The sequence below is a fragment of the Marinococcus sp. LNHM4E3-1 genome, from assembly GCF_056034405.1.
Genome location: NZ_JBQLID010000005.1, coordinates 152,298 through 166,106, shown reverse-complemented (window position 1 = coordinate 166,106; position 13,809 = coordinate 152,298). Strand labels below are relative to the sequence as shown.

Below are 13,809 nucleotides of genomic sequence, written 5' to 3'. Positions count from 1 at the left end.
AAGGAGTGACCATCCATGCAAACCCCTCACGATTATTTTTCTGAACGACTCTCGGTACTTGAAAAACGCTTGACGGATCTTGAAACGCAGAAAGAAGAAGACATTGCTTCTTTATTAAAGATGCTTCGCCAATCCCGCTCTTCCAGAAAGGAAAAAACATATGCTTAAAAACAATAAAGGTTTTACTATGGTGGAAATGCTGATTGTACTGCTCATTATTACTGTGCTTCTTTTAATTGCTATCCCGAACATCGGTACAAACAACCAGGTCGCCCAGTCCAAAGGATGCGACGCCACCATCCAGCTTTTAGAAACCCAGGCTGCTGCTTATGAAGTTGAATACGGCAGCGAGCCGTCTTCTCTTCAGGATCTCGTTGAAGCTGACTATGTTGAAACGACCACCTGCCCGGACAACACTCCGCTTGTATATAACAACGGAGCCGTAAGTAAAGGATCCTAATGCCTCTTTTCAGTTCGAAGGGCTACACCTTCCCTGAGGCTGTCGTAGTACTGCTTGTGTTTAGTGTGCTTGCTGCTGTGCCATTTATTCATTTCTCTTCGGCCTATGAAAGCGCGCGTGAAGAGCATTTCGTCCAGCAGCTGCAGGCTGATCTCGTTTACAGCCAGCACTATGCTTATACTCACCATATATCCACCCGTCTCGATTGGAAGGAAGATGAGGGCTACTACGCCCTTATAGGCAACGACCGCAGTGAACCTTTGATCCAGCGTGACATCCCCGAGGGCTTTTTTGCTCCTACTGCCTCTAAGCTGCAGTTCCATACATTGTCTTATACGGAGAAAGGAAATATTAAAAAAGCTGGTACTGTAGCCCTTCACGGCCCGTCACGGTCATACCGGTTTATATTTCAAATTGGAAGGGGGCGGCTCCGGGTTGAGACATCTTCGTAATGGATTCACGCTGATCGAAGCCGTCAGTGCCCTCTCGCTTCTGTTCGCTGTCACTTTATTTATGCTCCCTCTTCTTCATCAGACTTATCAGACCTGGAGCAGTCAGCAGCTGTACTACGAGCAGCTGTATGTGATGGAAAAGGAAGCAGGGCGCATTCACCAGTCTGCCTCTCCCGCCGTCAATGCTGCTTCCTATTCGAAAGGAAGGATTCATGTTCACATTAAAGAATACGAGGAAGGATACAAAGTGTGTACTTCGATCGAAGGGAGCCGGAACAAACAGTGCGTTTACGTCCTTCCGAAGCAATAAAGGGGTCACACTTCCTGAAATGATTATAACTCTTTTGCTGTTCAGCCTGTGGGCACTGGCCGCTGCTAAATTCAGCAGCCTTCTTTTAACTGATGTCCCGGCTCCCGATACCGAAGCACGTTTATTCGTTCAGCAAATGGAAGAAGATATGCAAATTGCTCAGTCATTAACGTATGAGAAGCAACGGTTTTATATTGAATCCAGACAAAATACGTACGAATATTTTATGTCTAACGGGCGGATCGTACGCCGGGTGGATAACGAAGGATTTGAAATTATGCTCCAGGGAGCTTCTGCTTTTTTTGTAGAGACAGGAGACTACGGCGCAGACGTGGAGGTGATTTTAAATGATGGGCAGCATATTCAGTCGTTTCTTTCCTATCATGCAGCTACGAAGAAGCTCTTCCCTTTGTAAACGTGAAGGCTTTGTTCTTCCCTCCACTATTTTCTTTCTTTTATTCATTTTCTTGTTTATGGTACTGGCTGCCGGACTTTTGAAGCTTCAGCTTCTGCAGCAAAATGAGGAGTTTGGATCCCTGGATGCAAAATGGATGATCCGGAATGCCGAAAATATTTATATTGAAGCACCTTCTGAATCCGGCACCGTATCGATGCCGGATGGCACCGTCGAATGGAAAGAATCCAGGAGCGGCGAAATCAAATTCACTGCCCGTCACCGCCTGGGATTTTCCAAGCAGGTAACTTACCCCGCAGATTGGAAAGCCTCTGTTTATGAAGCTCTTTCTTACCCAGAACATAGATAAAGCCGGCAGAGTTAATTCTGCCGGCTTTCAGTATTGGTTACTGCTTTCGTGCATTCCGTACTGATTCCATTTTCTTTTTCATCTGCTTGCCTTCTGCATCACGGCGGTCGTCAATGCGAATATTTGTTGATACACGCTGATAGCCTTCTTCAAAAGGAATTTCGTGTATTTCTCTGACGGCCTGAAGCAGATCGTCAATATTTCCTTCGAGAAGTGTACTCATTGGCGTCATTTCAATATCAATTTTATGATTGTGTTTTTCAAGCACGTCCTGAATTTTTGCTACTGTGTCCGACATCCCGGTTCCCTGTTTGTCTATAGGAGAGACTGTCACATCAACAATTGCCATAGATAACTGCTCCTTTCGTTTTCTTCCAAGCCGGCCCGGAAATTCACGTTCAGCAAGCATCCGAAACGCTGTAATCGCAGTTTGAACGTGTACCTTCTCCGGCACGGAACATGTAATATTTCGTTGAAGCCAGTACGAAGGCTTCAGCCATGTGTTTCTGCTGCCGGCAAAATGCCGCTGGAGCACTTCTTCTGCCGCAAAAGCCATTGCCAGTGATATATAAGCGCTGACAGCTATAAAAACATTTCCCGGAGAAGAAACAATGTAAACCGGAGACGCCATGACAAGAAACAAAACGAAGTATATAAAAACAATGTTCGTGGAGCAGTGACGGTTTGTGATCGATGCCCTCCCCACTCTTTTCCACGAGCTTTTTTTAGGGACGCCGGTAAAGCTGAAAACCTTATGCTCTGCGCCGTGAAACTTTTTGAGCTGCTGCGGAAAAATAAAGTGAGTCCCCATGATAAATAGTAAAAACGAATACAAAGGAAGCAGTTGAAATAAGACCGCTGTGAGCCAGGCCGCAGCTGTGAGCTTGTACCAGACGGGCATCGCCCCTATAACCACTGCCGCCACTTTTAAGTAAGACCGCATGGAAAGGGGAAGCAGTTCGGCATGTATCTTTCCTTCACTGCCAACATAGGCTCTGCTGATAAAAGAAGCTCCAAAGAAAAACACGCCGCGCTGATAGGAAAGCCCGCGAATTTTCATGTACGGCTGTTACTCGCCGTACATGAATCGTGAACCGGCGATCCCCGGCTTGGTCATTTCCTTGGCATCTAAAATTTCATCGAGTTCTTCTTCAGACAATATTCCCCGTTCGATGCAGATCGAGCGTACGCTCTGATCCGTTTCAATCGCTTCTCTTGCGATTCTCGCAGCTGTTTCATACCCAACGTGCGGGTTGATGGCTGTAATAATGCCTACGCTTCGTTCTACCATGCTCCGGCAGTGTTCAATATTGGCTGTTATTCCTTCAATAGTAAATTCCCGGAACACTTTCAGACCATTCTGCAGCACTGAAAGGGATTGAAGCAGATTAAATACGAGCACCGGCTCCATTACATTCAGTTCGAGCTGACCGGCTTCCGAAGCATGGCTGATCGTATGGTCATTGCCAATGACCTGAAATGAGATCTGATTAATTAGTTCGCACATGACTGGGTTCACCTTCCCCGGCATAATGGAGGAACCCGGCTGTCGGGACGGGAGGTTAATTTCATTCAGGCCGGTTCTGGGCCCGGAGCTCATCAGCCGGAGATCGTTTGCCATCTTGGACAGGTTAATCGCATGTACTTTGAGTGCCGCTGACAGTTCGGTGTAGGAATCCGTATTTTGCGTTGCGTCCACAAGGTCAGTGGCACTGTAAAATGGCATCCCTGTCTGCTCAGCAAGAATTTCTGCTACACGGCCAATGTATTCGGGCATCGCATTGAGCCCTGTGCCCACAGCTGTGGCCCCGAGGTTAATTTCATACAAATGATCCACTGACCGCTTAATGCGGCGCAGGTCTCTTGTCAGCACCCGTCGGTAGGCACCAAATTCCTGACCAAGGCGGATCGGCACGGCGTCCTGCAGATGCGTACGTCCCATTTTGATAACATTGTCAAACTCTTCTTCTTTTTCGCCCATCGCTTCGATCAAATTATCGAGCGCAGTTACAAGACCCTGTGAAAGACGAAGAGCCGAAATGTGAATAGCTGTAGGAAATGAGTCGTTGGTGGACTGAGCCATGTTTACGTGGGAATTCGGACTCACCCGAAGGTAATCCCCTTTTTCACCGCCCAGTAATTCAATGGCGCGGTTAGCAATAACTTCGTTTGCGTTCATGTTAAAGGAGGTCCCCGCCCCTCCCTGAATAGAGTCCACGATAAATTGATCATCAAATTTACCTTCGATCACTTCGTCTGCTGCTTCTGTGACCGCCTGAGCAATTGATTCATTCAAAAAGCCCACTTCCGCGTTGGCAGTTGCCGCTGCTTTTTTTACGTAGCCGAATCCTTTAATCAATTCCGTGTGCGGCGGATAGCCGGTTATTGGAAAGTTTTCTTTTGCCCTCAGTGTCTGAATTCCGTAATAAGCATCTTTAGGTACTCTCTTTTCTCCTAAAAAGTCACGTTCCACACGGTAGTTTTCCATGTTTTTAGCCCCTTTTTAACGATCATTTTTTCTATTTTATCCGTTCAAGTAATGATTTTTAGCCAGCCACGCGGCTCCTGCCACCCCCGCGTCGTTCCCAAGATCGGCAATAACAAAATCTGTTCCTCTTTTGACTTTGTCGAGCGCAAACATATCAAAATGAGCGCGCAGCGTCTGCAGTAAGTCATCTCCGGCAGCAGCCACACCGCCGCCGATCACGATTCGCTCCGGATTCAGGGTGTTGGCCATATTGCCGACGGCAAGTCCCAGGTAATACATGGCGTGGTCAATCACGCCGGCACAATACGGGTCAGCGGATGTGGCATAAGCGAACAAATCCTTAGTCGTAATCTCTTCCCCACGCTGGTGCACATCATAAATCGGAGAACCTTCGGCTTCGTCGATATGCTCCAGGGCTCCGCGCACCATGCCTGTTGCTGAAGAGATGGTTTCCAGACAGCCGCGTTTGCCGCAGTTACAAAGCCGGCCTCCCTCCGGTTTCACGGTAATATGGCCGATTTCCCCAGCCATATTATCTTTGCCGTTCACCAAATCCCCGTTAAGCACAATTCCTCCTCCGACGCCCGTGCCGAGCGTGATAAAAATCATATCCCGGACGTCTGTCCCGGCCCCTTTCCAGTATTCGCCCGCCGCTGCAAGATTGGCATCGTTATCGAGCGCCACGGGAAAACCGAGCTTTTCTTCGAGAATACGAGCGACCGGGTAATCCTTCCACCCTATGTTTGTTGCGAATTCGATAATGCCATTTTCTATGTCGATAAAGCCGGGAAGCCCCGCACCGGCGCCGGCGATTTTCGTCAGTGGAATTTGCTTTTCATTCAGTTCATGCTCGATCGATGCGGCAATTTCATCGAGCACGTATTTTCCGTTTTCTTCCTTGCTGGTCGTGATGCTCCATTTATGCTGCATGCCCCCGTCCTGGTCAAAAAGCGCCATTTTTACCGCGGTGCCGCCGATATCGATTCCGATCACGTAATTTTCAGCCATTTGTCTACCCCTTTTCCTGCTCGATTCGTCGTTCTCTTTTTATCGTTAATAAAGCAGTCTGATACATCCTGACATCCAAAAGTCCGTTTTTATAGGCTTCTCTGATTTCTTCTTCCATTAAGTCTAAATCCATTAAACGATTTTTCGTATAGATGAAGGCCCCGACCGTGCGCAGCCACATCCGGATTTCTGTCATGGATTCCATAGTTATCCTGCTTCCTTTCATTATAGCAAGCGAAAGGCGTTTTTCTACTACGTATTTTGATTAATTCCACCGGTACATACCGATCGCAAAAAAGATGGCAAACGCCAAAACAAAAAACGCAAACGCTCCTACACGCACAAACTGCCATCGGTGTCCCGGAAGATGCACAAGAACGGAGGCTATAAATCCACCGACAAGACCGCCAATATGGGCCCCGTTATCCACTGCCTGCACGGTAAACCCAAATATCAGGTTAATCCCGAGTATGACAAGCACGTTCATGCCAAGTGTACGGAAAAACAGCCGTTGATGGGCAAGTCCCAGATATAAAAGGGCCCCGAAACAGCCAAAGATAGCACCACTGGCTCCGGCTGACACCTGTTCATTCATAGCAAAGCTGACCGTCGATGCAAATACACCTGCGGCAAAATAAATGATAATAAAGCGCGTTGTGCCGTAAATACGTTCTGTGATGCCGCCAATAAAAAACAACGCCAGGCTGTTCATAAACAAATGCAGAAAACCGATATGAAGGAACATAGCAGTAACCAGGCGCCACCATTCTCCGTCTACAATTCCCGGATTGTATTTCGCTCCAAGCTCGATGAGAGTGTTGACGTTCATACTGCTTCCCGATTGCTCCAGAACTAAAAAAATCATGGCAAGCAGTGCCAGCACAATATAGGTCACAATCGGCTTCCCGCTTGAAAAAAAGGACATGTCCTGCTCTTCAAGCTCCCTCTGCTTTTTTTCCGCCTGCCGGCGGTAAAAGGAGGCTCTTTGTTCATGCTCTTCGGGTTCGAGCTCTTCTTCCAGGCCGCCCCATGCCCATTCATTGGTTTTTAGATACGTACTGACAGAAGGGGGCGCATCCGCCAGGCCCCGCCCGTTGTCATCGGCGAACAAAAAGGAGCGGGCTTCGCGGTCTCCGCTCTCCATCGGCTCTGTCATATCTGCCGGAGGATAAGAAGTAATATATACGTTCGCAAATTTTGCTTTCCTTAAGGCGAGTCGCCGTTTCCACCCGTGAAAGCTTTTTTCCGCTTCATGCCTGTCTTCTTCCAGCCGCCCGAGACGCTCATATTCCACCCGTGCCATGCGCACAATCCAGGGCTGTCCGTCCACATCCCCCTGAAGCCATACGCGCTTCCGGTCCGGACCGACGTCAATCAGGCGGAAGGATTCTTCCTCCATAAGCTGCTCTGTAAATTTCCAAAACTGGTGAGCTTCCCGTTTAGACATCCGAACGCCGTCCTTCTTCCACTATTTCTCTTAAATATGAGGCTGCCTGATTGAATTCGCTAAACTCTTTTACTGTATTTGCCGAAGGTCCTGCTTTCTCCCCGCGGGTGTTCACATAGATAGCTTCCCATCCTGCATTTTCCGCTCCCCTTATATCATGGGCCCACGAGTCACCGACAAACAGCGCCCGTTTTTTCCGGCTATCCATAAGCTGCAGCGCTTCATCAAAAATTGCCGCTTTCGGCTTCGGAGCTTCGGACATTTCAGAAATAAAAAGATGACGGTGGTCGATCCAGCGATCAAGCTCAAGCTGATAAAACTTTTCTTTCTGCAGTTTCTCTGACCCATTTGTAATAATACCGAGGCGGACGCTGCTTTTTGTGAGCGATTCCAACAAACCAGGTACACTCTCAAACAGTTCGCTGAATTCCGGCAGCCGCTGCTCATACTCCTGATGAAACTCGAGTGCTTCCCGGCGTGACGCCGGGAGCCCAAACACGTGCATCGTTTCTGCATACCGCTTTACCCGGTACTGCTCCTGCGTAAGAGTGCCTTCCTCGTATTCCCGCCAAAACAAATCACAGTGATATTTAAACACCTCGAACCACTTATCTTCATGAACGAACGGAGCTTCTTTATTCATCTGCTGTCTGATGGAAACAAACACAGCTTTGATTGTTTTTTGAAAAGCTTTTTCGTGATCGTAGAGGGTATTGTCCAGATCGAAACAAATCGTTGTCCAGCGCATGTACTTGTGCCACCTTTCTTCCTTCTATTATAGCAACCTCCCGCTAAAGGCGAAATCAAAAGGAAAAGAAAGAAACAATGTACAGCACCACAACCACCACACCGCCTCCAAAGGAGCTTAACGCATTCACAGCGTTGTTTGTCATCCATGAAATGCCCGAGGCGTGAATGGTTTTCCTTCCATGATGGACTGCAGCTTCCGTATAGGACCCACATACGCTGCAGCGATTCATCCGTTCTGTATAGGCTCCGAGAAATGTATCAATAAAGCAGCCACATACGCCAGCAGCACTTACAGCAATAAGCATAAAGACATTCGGCTCTGAAGAAATAAAATAAACTACCCCTCCCACAAGCAAAGCACCGCCAAAAGCTCCCAGCGTTCCTGCTCCGGAAACCGCTCCGGAAAAACCGTTTTCTATTCGTTTTCGGCTGCGCACGTGAAACGGCCGGCCTCCAAACCGGCGGCCAAGCTCTGACGCCCACGTATCCGCATTTGCTGCCGCCGCTGCACCTGCAGCAGCAGCTAAAAACCCTTCCCACGAAGCGGCGCTGGACAAAGCAGCAAATATAAGCATCGGTCCTCCATTCGCCCATACCTGCCCATTGTCCCGCTGTTCCTTTTCCTGTTTATTCAAACGTGACAGAGCTGTCGAACTTACAAAAAAAGTAAGCAGCGCTGCTGCCCCCAGCCACCCTGTCCATGTGTATATAAGCGTGCCGAGCACTCCGGCTGATACCGTTGCGGTAAACGTTAATGATCCTTTTTGCCAAATCATCATTAAAAACAGCACGAATACTAAACCGAGTGCCGTTTCACCCCACATGAATGAGGCCTTCGCTGCTGATAAGGGTTTGGACCGGCACGTCGTGCGCTTCCACCGGAATACGCTCCTGAAGCTGAAAAGGATGAATCAGGGAGGCCGTAGCAAAATCCGCCCGGTTTAAAAAGCGGTCATAGTATCCGCCCCCGAACCCAACGCGGTAGCCCTGCCTGTTAAATACAAGACCAGGCACAAGAACAAGATCCAGCTGCTCCGGAGGCACCAGGGGACAGACACTTTTTTTAGGCTCATATATCTGTCCGATCGAGCGCTCGAGCTCACCGAATTCCTGTATTTCATAAAAATCCATTCCGCGTTGCTCAGGTTCAATTTTAGGTACACACATCCGCTTTCCCTGCTGCCATCCCGTTTCAATAATCGGCCCGGTATTTATTTCATTTTTGAGCGAAACAGTTACAGCAATCGTCTCCGCCTGTTTCCATCCGCTCCATTGGAATAAGTACTCATAAATCTTTTTTTCTGCCGCCAAGCGATCACTTCCGGAAAGATTTTGATAGGCGCTGTTTACCTGCTGCCGGAGCATATGTTTATTCAATTATTTGCCCTCCCATGTCTTTTCATTGGACCATGCTTTAAAGACAAAAGAAAAAGCAGCTGGGAGATGTAATCTCCTGCTGCTTATTTCGTTTCGCGATGAAGAGTGTGCTTTCCTAAACGAGGAGAATATTTGTTCAACTCAATACGCTCAGGGTTTGTGCGTTTATTTTTGCTGGTGATGTAATTACGGTCACCAGTCTCTGTGCAGGCAAGCGTTACTTGTACACGCATGTGATTCCCTCCCTACTTTCGTACATTTTTCATACTTAGTAATACTATCAGATTCCTATTTGTGCTTCAAGTCTGTGATGTTAGTTTTTCTCAGGAAAGTTAAGAATATTTTTTGTAAAAGCGGCAAATCAGTAAAAAGTGTTAAGAACAAAACAACTTGCTGCAGTCTTTTATTCCAGCAGGATTACTGTTCTTCCCCGTCGCCGCCGGAGTTTTCTTCGTCTCCTGCGTTTTCTTCATTGTCGTCCGTGGTTTCGCCCTCTTCTTCATTTTCACCTTCAGCTTCGTCTTCGCTGTTTCCGGCTCCCGGACGTTCTTCCTTAAGATTCACATATGCCTGCATCGTATCAGCGGCAATGCTGTTGGCGATACCCGAGCGTCCACCCTCATCACTCGAATAAGCGTTAGGAACGACTACCGCAATCGCTATCTCCGGGTCTTCATACGGCCCGTAGGCGATAAAGGTCTGGTTGTTTACCTCTACCACTTCATTGTCGCTTTCTCTGCGGACACTGCGCTGGGCCGTCCCTGTTTTCCCGGCAATTTCCATATTTACGTCCGTGAAATAGCTGTCCGCGGTTCCCAAATCCGTGTTTACCACATCGTACATACCTTCCTGGGCAATATCAAAGTATTCTTTGTCAATATTAACCCGGTTCAGCATTTCTGGTTCAAACTGGTGAAGCACTGCACCCATTTCATCCGTATTACGGTTTGGTTCACGAATTTCTTTCACGAGGTGAGGCTCCATCCGTTTACCGTCGGAAGCAATAGTCGCGGAATACTGCGCCAGCTGCAGCGGTGTGTACGTGTCAAGCTGGCCGAAGGAGAAGAACAACAAGCTGCCTGGCACCTGCCTCCCAGCATTTAAACCAGTAGCTTCTGATGGCAGATCGATGCTGGTTTCCACCCCAAGCCCGAACTGATGATAATAGTCTCTCATTGTCGCATATGCCTCGTCCACCTTTTGATCGTTGAAACCATCGCCGCTTCCATACTCATAGTCCATCAGCCGCATCGCAATTTCGGACATAAATATGTTGGATGATTCCTGGATAGCACCGACAATATCTATTGTGCCGATTTCGTGAGAAGATTCGACTTCTCCTCCTGGGCCTGGAAGGTCAATCGGCCTGTCATTAATTTTTGTATCTTCCGTGATAACTTCCTCTTGGAGGCCGATCATGCCTGTTGCCGGTTTGATTGTCGACCCCATCTCGTACGTATTCGTTACGTTCCCGAGTTGATCATCATAACCGTTCATAGCAAGTATTTCCCCTGTATTCGGATCGATTGCAGTCACATAGGCCTGCTGATCGTTTGGAAACGACCCTTCCGACTGCCCCATCTGATTATCAAGTATCGTCTGTACTTCCTGCTGCAGATCCATGTCAATCGACAACACGAGGTCATTGCCACGGCTTCCGTTATTCGTCTCCTCGGCGTCATCATCCTCACCGCTGACAGTTCCCTTTTTGCCTCTCAGCGTGTCTTCATAGTATTCCTCGAGAAAGCTCTGGCCAACCTCGTCGGAGCGCTGATATCCTTTAGCAAGAAACTCGGATACGGTTTCTTCAGGGATAGACCCCACCTTCCCGTAAAGGCTCTGGAAGGCCTGCGTATACTGATAGTCACGCCGGAAGTCTCTCGTTACATCCACGCCATCAAGTTCATCGAGACGGGCGCTGATGGCCGTGGCCTCTTCTTCTGTCAAATCCCGTTTAACACGCTGCGGCGAGTCATAGTAACCCGAAATCATTTCACTCCAGATGGCTACAACTTCCAGCTCTTCGTCACTGATATCATTCAATTGTTCATCAGTAATCCGGTCGAGCTGTACTTCATATGGATCTTTATCGTTTTCCATAAGGCGCTCTTCTTCTTTGTCTGAGACAAGCTCCTCCGCTTCACTTTCACGCGTTAACAGCCAGTAGTCCTGCAAATTTCTTTCCGGCATGCTCTCACGGTCTGTTTCCTCTTCATCAAATTCAATCAGTTCAGCCAGTTCTTCAGCCGTCTGGAGGCGTTCTTCATCCTCATAGCTTCTCTGGTTCGTATACGTTAAAGTCAGAATAAGATTATTATCCACCAGCTCGGTTCCATTGCGGTCGTACATAATTCCGCGCGGAGCATCGACCCGGCTCGCCGATGTGGAGGCCGTTTCATTCACGTCCTCTTCATACGTATCACCTTCAACGATCTGTACGTATCCAAGCCGCAGGATCAATATTGAAAACAATATAAAAACAGCGAAAAAAAGTACGTTCAGCCGAAAAGGAATGGAAGGTTTTTTATTTTTTCTGGAAGCCACACGCAATCCCTCTCTTAATATATGTAAGTTTGCTTGTTTCCAGTTAAGTATAGCATAGAAAAAAGCCGCTGCCGAACTTCTGCTCTCTTCCTAAACAGAAAAAATCCGTTCCCGGAAAGCGGGAACGGACTCTTTAAATATATTATTTAGCTGCCTGATAGTTCTTTTCAACTTCGTCCCAGTTTACAACATTCCAGAATGCTGCTACATAATCCGGACGACGGTTTTGATACTTCAGGTAATACGCGTGCTCCCAGACATCAAGGCCGAGAAGTGGAGTTTTACCTTCCATGATCGGTGAATCCTGGTTGAGCGTATCCATAAGCTCAAGCTCGCCGTTGTTTAATACGAGCCAAGCCCAGCCGGAACCAAAACGTCCAACTGCTGTTGCGCCGAATTCTTCTTTGAACTTGTCAAAGCTTCCCCATTTGCTCTTAATGGCATCTGCCACTTCGCCTTTTGGTTCGCCGCCGCCATTAGGGCTGAGAAGCTTCCAGAAGATGGAGTGGTTGGAGTGGCCGCCGCCGTTATTTCTTACTGCGGTACGGATATCTTCAGGTACAGCGTTCAAATCGCTGATCAGTTCATCAACGCTCTTGTTTTGAAGATCGCTGTGATTTTCCAAGGCTGAATTTAATTTTGTCACATACGTGTTGTGGTGTTTATCATGGTGAATATTCATTGTCTGCTCATCAATATGAGGCTCCAATGCGTTTGGTGCATAAGGTAGATCTGGTAGTTGATGTGTACTCATACAAAATGCCCTCCTTGAAAGTTCTGGTGATTTGTTTAAAGTGACTTTGCGTTAATTTAGTATACAAAATTACACTTAGTCTACTTTCACTTTACCAAAACAATTCTTATTTTTCAAATCGGCTTTCTGCTGTAATCAACTAGAAAGCCTGCCAAGGTTGATTATTCCCTTATACTTCTTCTTTAAACATAAAAATCTAACCAGCTTTCGCTGCACATGGAAAAACCAGCCCCTCAAAAGCGTCTATATTCCCGATTTGCCACGTCCCGCCCAGAGCTGTCTTCAAAATAAAAAAACTTCTCCGGCCTTTGCGGAAAAGTTAGCTGTCCAGTTATATAAAAATGAGTATTTAACATAATAATGGCGGAGGAAGAGGGATTCGAACCCTCGCGAGCCGTAAAGCTCCTAACGGTTTTCGAGACCGTCCCCTTCAGCCGTACTTGGGTATTCCTCCAGATGCATATTTACCCACTGCTTCTTAAAGTGGTGGACCCTGTAGGACTCGAACCTACGACCGGACGGTTATGAGCCGTCTGCTCTAACCAACTGAGCTAAGGGTCCTTAAAAGCATTGCAGACAAAAAAATGGGGCGGTTGATGGGAATTGAACCCACGAATGCCGGAACCACAATCCGGTGCGTTAACCACTTCGCCACAACCGCCGTATGAGTATGTAAATATATTGGTAGCGGCGGAGGGGATCGAACCCCCGACCTCACGGGTATGAACCGTACGCTCTAGCCAGCTGAGCTACGCCGCCATGGCTCCGCAGGCAGGATTCGAACCTGCGACCAATCGGTTAACAGCCGATTGCTCTACCACTGAGCTACTGCGGAATGTGTTACTGCCGTTTTTACGACAGTAATTACTATATCATTTCCTTAAAAACGCGTCAAACAGATTTTTGTATTTCTTTAAACAAGAATTATTATAATATAAATGGCATTCACTAGCAATATACCGCCCTTTATAACAACGCTTGCGACAAACCCGCCGACAGATCCTACGCCAATTTTACCAAGCTGCTTCCACGATTTCTGGCCTCCGATTAACTCTCCAATAACAGCTCCGGCAAGTGCGCCAATCAGAATGCCGGCGACCGGAATGATAAACGGGCCGACAACCAGACCGATCAGGCTCCCCCAGATGCCGTATTTCGTACCTCCACTCCGCTGGATACCATAATAATTAGCCGCGTAATCAATTACAAACAGCAGCACCGCAATAACTGCCTGAATCACCCAGTAGACTACACCGATATCTGCAAACCCGTAGCCCAGTGCAAACATAAGGGCAGCAGCTGCGTGAAAAATACCACCCGGCAGAATCGGATAAACAACCGCGACAAGCGCCAGTGTGTAGCAGGCAATCCCCAGTAAATACCATATCAGTTCCATACGTACCTCCCTTTGCAGATGTATGATTATTCTATAGCCGCTTTTCTCTCTATATAATC

18 protein-coding genes and 5 tRNA genes are annotated in these 13,809 nt (G+C 47.7%); 6 read left to right on the top strand and 17 right to left on the bottom strand.

The features are described from left to right. The first annotated feature begins 15 nt into the window (after positions 1-15). The 6 genes from ACTRXI_RS07485 to ACTRXI_RS07460 are packed head-to-tail and all read left to right on the top strand — an operon-like array spanning position 16 to position 1,986. Positions 16-168 carry a hypothetical protein gene (locus tag ACTRXI_RS07485; protein WP_474261811.1) on the top strand — a complete coding sequence of 51 codons (153 nt, stop codon included), beginning with the start codon at positions 16-18 and terminating at the stop codon, positions 166-168. Then, positions 161-460 carry a competence type IV pilus major pilin ComGC gene (comGC, locus tag ACTRXI_RS07480; protein WP_091611794.1) on the top strand — a complete coding sequence of 100 codons (300 nt, stop codon included), beginning with the start codon at positions 161-163 and terminating at the stop codon, positions 458-460. The genes ACTRXI_RS07485 and comGC overlap by 8 nt, the downstream gene beginning before the upstream one ends. Then, positions 460-912, top strand: a complete 453-nt coding sequence (gene comGD, locus ACTRXI_RS07475; RefSeq protein ID WP_474261809.1) for a competence type IV pilus minor pilin ComGD — start codon at positions 460-462, stop codon at positions 910-912. The genes comGC and comGD overlap by 1 nt, the downstream gene beginning before the upstream one ends. Next, complete coding sequence (locus ACTRXI_RS07470; protein ID WP_474261808.1) at positions 896-1,222, top strand: hypothetical protein; 327 nt, start codon at positions 896-898, stop codon at positions 1,220-1,222. Before comGD ends, ACTRXI_RS07470 begins: the two co-directional genes overlap by 17 nt. Then, on the top strand, positions 1,125-1,637 hold the full coding sequence (locus ACTRXI_RS07465; protein WP_474261807.1) for a competence type IV pilus minor pilin ComGF: 513 nt from the start codon (positions 1,125-1,127) through the stop codon (positions 1,635-1,637). The genes ACTRXI_RS07470 and ACTRXI_RS07465 overlap by 98 nt, the downstream gene beginning before the upstream one ends. Further along, on the top strand, positions 1,570-1,986 hold the full coding sequence (locus tag ACTRXI_RS07460) for a hypothetical protein (protein WP_474261881.1): 417 nt from the start codon (positions 1,570-1,572) through the stop codon (positions 1,984-1,986). Before ACTRXI_RS07465 ends, ACTRXI_RS07460 begins: the two co-directional genes overlap by 68 nt. A 37-nt stretch (positions 1,987-2,023) precedes the next feature. Here the strand turns inward: ACTRXI_RS07460 and ACTRXI_RS07455 are convergent, their stop codons facing one another. From ACTRXI_RS07455 to ACTRXI_RS07375, 17 genes are all read right to left on the bottom strand, one after another. Then, complete coding sequence (locus ACTRXI_RS07455) at positions 2,024-3,046, bottom strand: MTH1187 family thiamine-binding protein (protein ID WP_474261806.1); 1,023 nt, start codon at positions 3,044-3,046, stop codon at positions 2,024-2,026. A gap of 9 nt (positions 3,047-3,055) precedes the next feature. Further along, a complete protein-coding gene (gene aspA / locus ACTRXI_RS07450; RefSeq protein WP_474261804.1) occupies positions 3,056-4,474 on the bottom strand; it encodes an aspartate ammonia-lyase in 1,419 nt (472 codons plus the stop codon). Between the two features lie 36 nt (positions 4,475-4,510). Continuing rightward, positions 4,511-5,482 (bottom strand): ROK family glucokinase, encoded by a 972-nt coding sequence (locus tag ACTRXI_RS07445; protein WP_474261803.1) that lies wholly within the window; start codon positions 5,480-5,482, stop codon positions 4,511-4,513. Positions 5,483-5,486: 4 nt separating this feature from the next. Continuing rightward, on the bottom strand, positions 5,487-5,687 hold the full coding sequence (locus ACTRXI_RS07440; protein WP_298787873.1) for a YqgQ family protein: 201 nt from the start codon (positions 5,685-5,687) through the stop codon (positions 5,487-5,489). Positions 5,688-5,747: 60 nt separating this feature from the next. Further along, a complete protein-coding gene (locus ACTRXI_RS07435; RefSeq protein ID WP_474261802.1) occupies positions 5,748-6,929 on the bottom strand; it encodes a rhomboid family intramembrane serine protease in 1,182 nt (393 codons plus the stop codon). Further along, complete coding sequence (locus ACTRXI_RS07430) at positions 6,922-7,677, bottom strand: HAD family hydrolase (RefSeq protein ID WP_474261801.1); 756 nt, start codon at positions 7,675-7,677, stop codon at positions 6,922-6,924. Before ACTRXI_RS07430 ends, ACTRXI_RS07435 begins: the two co-directional genes overlap by 8 nt. Positions 7,678-7,732: 55 nt before the next feature. Further along, positions 7,733-8,503 (bottom strand): DUF92 domain-containing protein, encoded by a 771-nt coding sequence (locus tag ACTRXI_RS07425; protein WP_474261800.1) that lies wholly within the window; start codon positions 8,501-8,503, stop codon positions 7,733-7,735. Further along, positions 8,493-9,056: a 5-formyltetrahydrofolate cyclo-ligase gene (locus tag ACTRXI_RS07420; protein WP_474261799.1), complete on the bottom strand. Its 564-nt coding sequence runs from the start codon at positions 9,054-9,056 to the stop codon at positions 8,493-8,495. The genes ACTRXI_RS07425 and ACTRXI_RS07420 overlap by 11 nt, the downstream gene beginning before the upstream one ends. 83 nt (positions 9,057-9,139) lie before the next feature. Further along, positions 9,140-9,289 carry a 50S ribosomal protein L33 gene (gene rpmG, locus ACTRXI_RS07415; protein ID WP_298787882.1) on the bottom strand — a complete coding sequence of 50 codons (150 nt, stop codon included), beginning with the start codon at positions 9,287-9,289 and terminating at the stop codon, positions 9,140-9,142. 184 nt (positions 9,290-9,473) lie between these two features. Further along, complete coding sequence (locus ACTRXI_RS07410) at positions 9,474-11,600, bottom strand: peptidoglycan D,D-transpeptidase FtsI family protein (protein ID WP_474261798.1); 2,127 nt, start codon at positions 11,598-11,600, stop codon at positions 9,474-9,476. Positions 11,601-11,742: 142 nt separating this feature from the next. Beyond that, positions 11,743-12,354 (bottom strand): superoxide dismutase, encoded by a 612-nt coding sequence (locus ACTRXI_RS07405; protein WP_091611828.1) that lies wholly within the window; start codon positions 12,352-12,354, stop codon positions 11,743-11,745. Between the two features lie 361 nt (positions 12,355-12,715). Beyond that, a tRNA-Ser gene (locus ACTRXI_RS07400) sits at positions 12,716-12,808 on the bottom strand. 30 nt (positions 12,809-12,838) lie between these two features. Further along, positions 12,839-12,915, bottom strand: a tRNA-Ile gene (locus tag ACTRXI_RS07395). 24 nt (positions 12,916-12,939) lie between these two features. Beyond that, a tRNA-His gene (locus ACTRXI_RS07390) sits at positions 12,940-13,015 on the bottom strand. 21 nt (positions 13,016-13,036) lie between these two features. Then, positions 13,037-13,113 (bottom strand) — tRNA-Met (locus ACTRXI_RS07385). 1 nt (position 13,114) lies between these two features. Next, positions 13,115-13,189, bottom strand: a tRNA-Asn gene (locus ACTRXI_RS07380). A 78-nt stretch (positions 13,190-13,267) separates the two neighbouring features. Beyond that, on the bottom strand, positions 13,268-13,750 hold the full coding sequence (locus ACTRXI_RS07375; RefSeq protein ID WP_474261797.1) for a DUF456 domain-containing protein: 483 nt from the start codon (positions 13,748-13,750) through the stop codon (positions 13,268-13,270). Positions 13,751-13,809: the final 59 nt, after the last annotated feature.

Bases quoted from the DNA above. Each gene is read 5' to 3' on its own strand.
- ACTRXI_RS07485 (WP_474261811.1), top strand. From the start codon at position 16: ATGCAAACCCCTCACGATTATTTTTCTGAACGACTCTCGGTACTTGAA.
- comGC (WP_091611794.1), top strand. From the start codon at position 161: ATGCTTAAAAACAATAAAGGTTTTACTATGGTGGAAATGCTGATTGTA.
- comGD (WP_474261809.1), top strand. From the start codon at position 460: ATGCCTCTTTTCAGTTCGAAGGGCTACACCTTCCCTGAGGCTGTCGTA.
- ACTRXI_RS07465 (WP_474261807.1), top strand. From the start codon at position 1,125: ATGTTCACATTAAAGAATACGAGGAAGGATACAAAGTGTGTACTTCGA.
- ACTRXI_RS07460 (WP_474261881.1), top strand. From the start codon at position 1,570: ATGATGGGCAGCATATTCAGTCGTTTCTTTCCTATCATGCAGCTACGA.
- ACTRXI_RS07455 (WP_474261806.1), bottom strand. From the start codon at position 3,046: ATGAAAATTCGCGGGCTTTCCTATCAGCGCGGCGTGTTTTTCTTTGGA.
- aspA (WP_474261804.1), bottom strand. From the start codon at position 4,474: ATGGAAAACTACCGTGTGGAACGTGACTTTTTAGGAGAAAAGAGAGTA.
- ACTRXI_RS07445 (WP_474261803.1), bottom strand. From the start codon at position 5,482: ATGGCTGAAAATTACGTGATCGGAATCGATATCGGCGGCACCGCGGTA.
- ACTRXI_RS07440 (WP_298787873.1), bottom strand. From the start codon at position 5,687: ATGGAATCCATGACAGAAATCCGGATGTGGCTGCGCACGGTCGGGGCC.
- ACTRXI_RS07435 (WP_474261802.1), bottom strand. From the start codon at position 6,929: ATGTCTAAACGGGAAGCTCACCAGTTTTGGAAATTTACAGAGCAGCTT.
- ACTRXI_RS07430 (WP_474261801.1), bottom strand. From the start codon at position 7,677: ATGCGCTGGACAACGATTTGTTTCGATCTGGACAATACCCTCTACGAT.
- ACTRXI_RS07425 (WP_474261800.1), bottom strand. From the start codon at position 8,503: ATGTGGGGTGAAACGGCACTCGGTTTAGTATTCGTGCTGTTTTTAATG.
- rpmG (WP_298787882.1), bottom strand. From the start codon at position 9,289: ATGCGTGTACAAGTAACGCTTGCCTGCACAGAGACTGGTGACCGTAAT.
- ACTRXI_RS07405 (WP_091611828.1), bottom strand. From the start codon at position 12,354: ATGAGTACACATCAACTACCAGATCTACCTTATGCACCAAACGCATTG.
- ACTRXI_RS07375 (WP_474261797.1), bottom strand. From the start codon at position 13,750: ATGGAACTGATATGGTATTTACTGGGGATTGCCTGCTACACACTGGCG.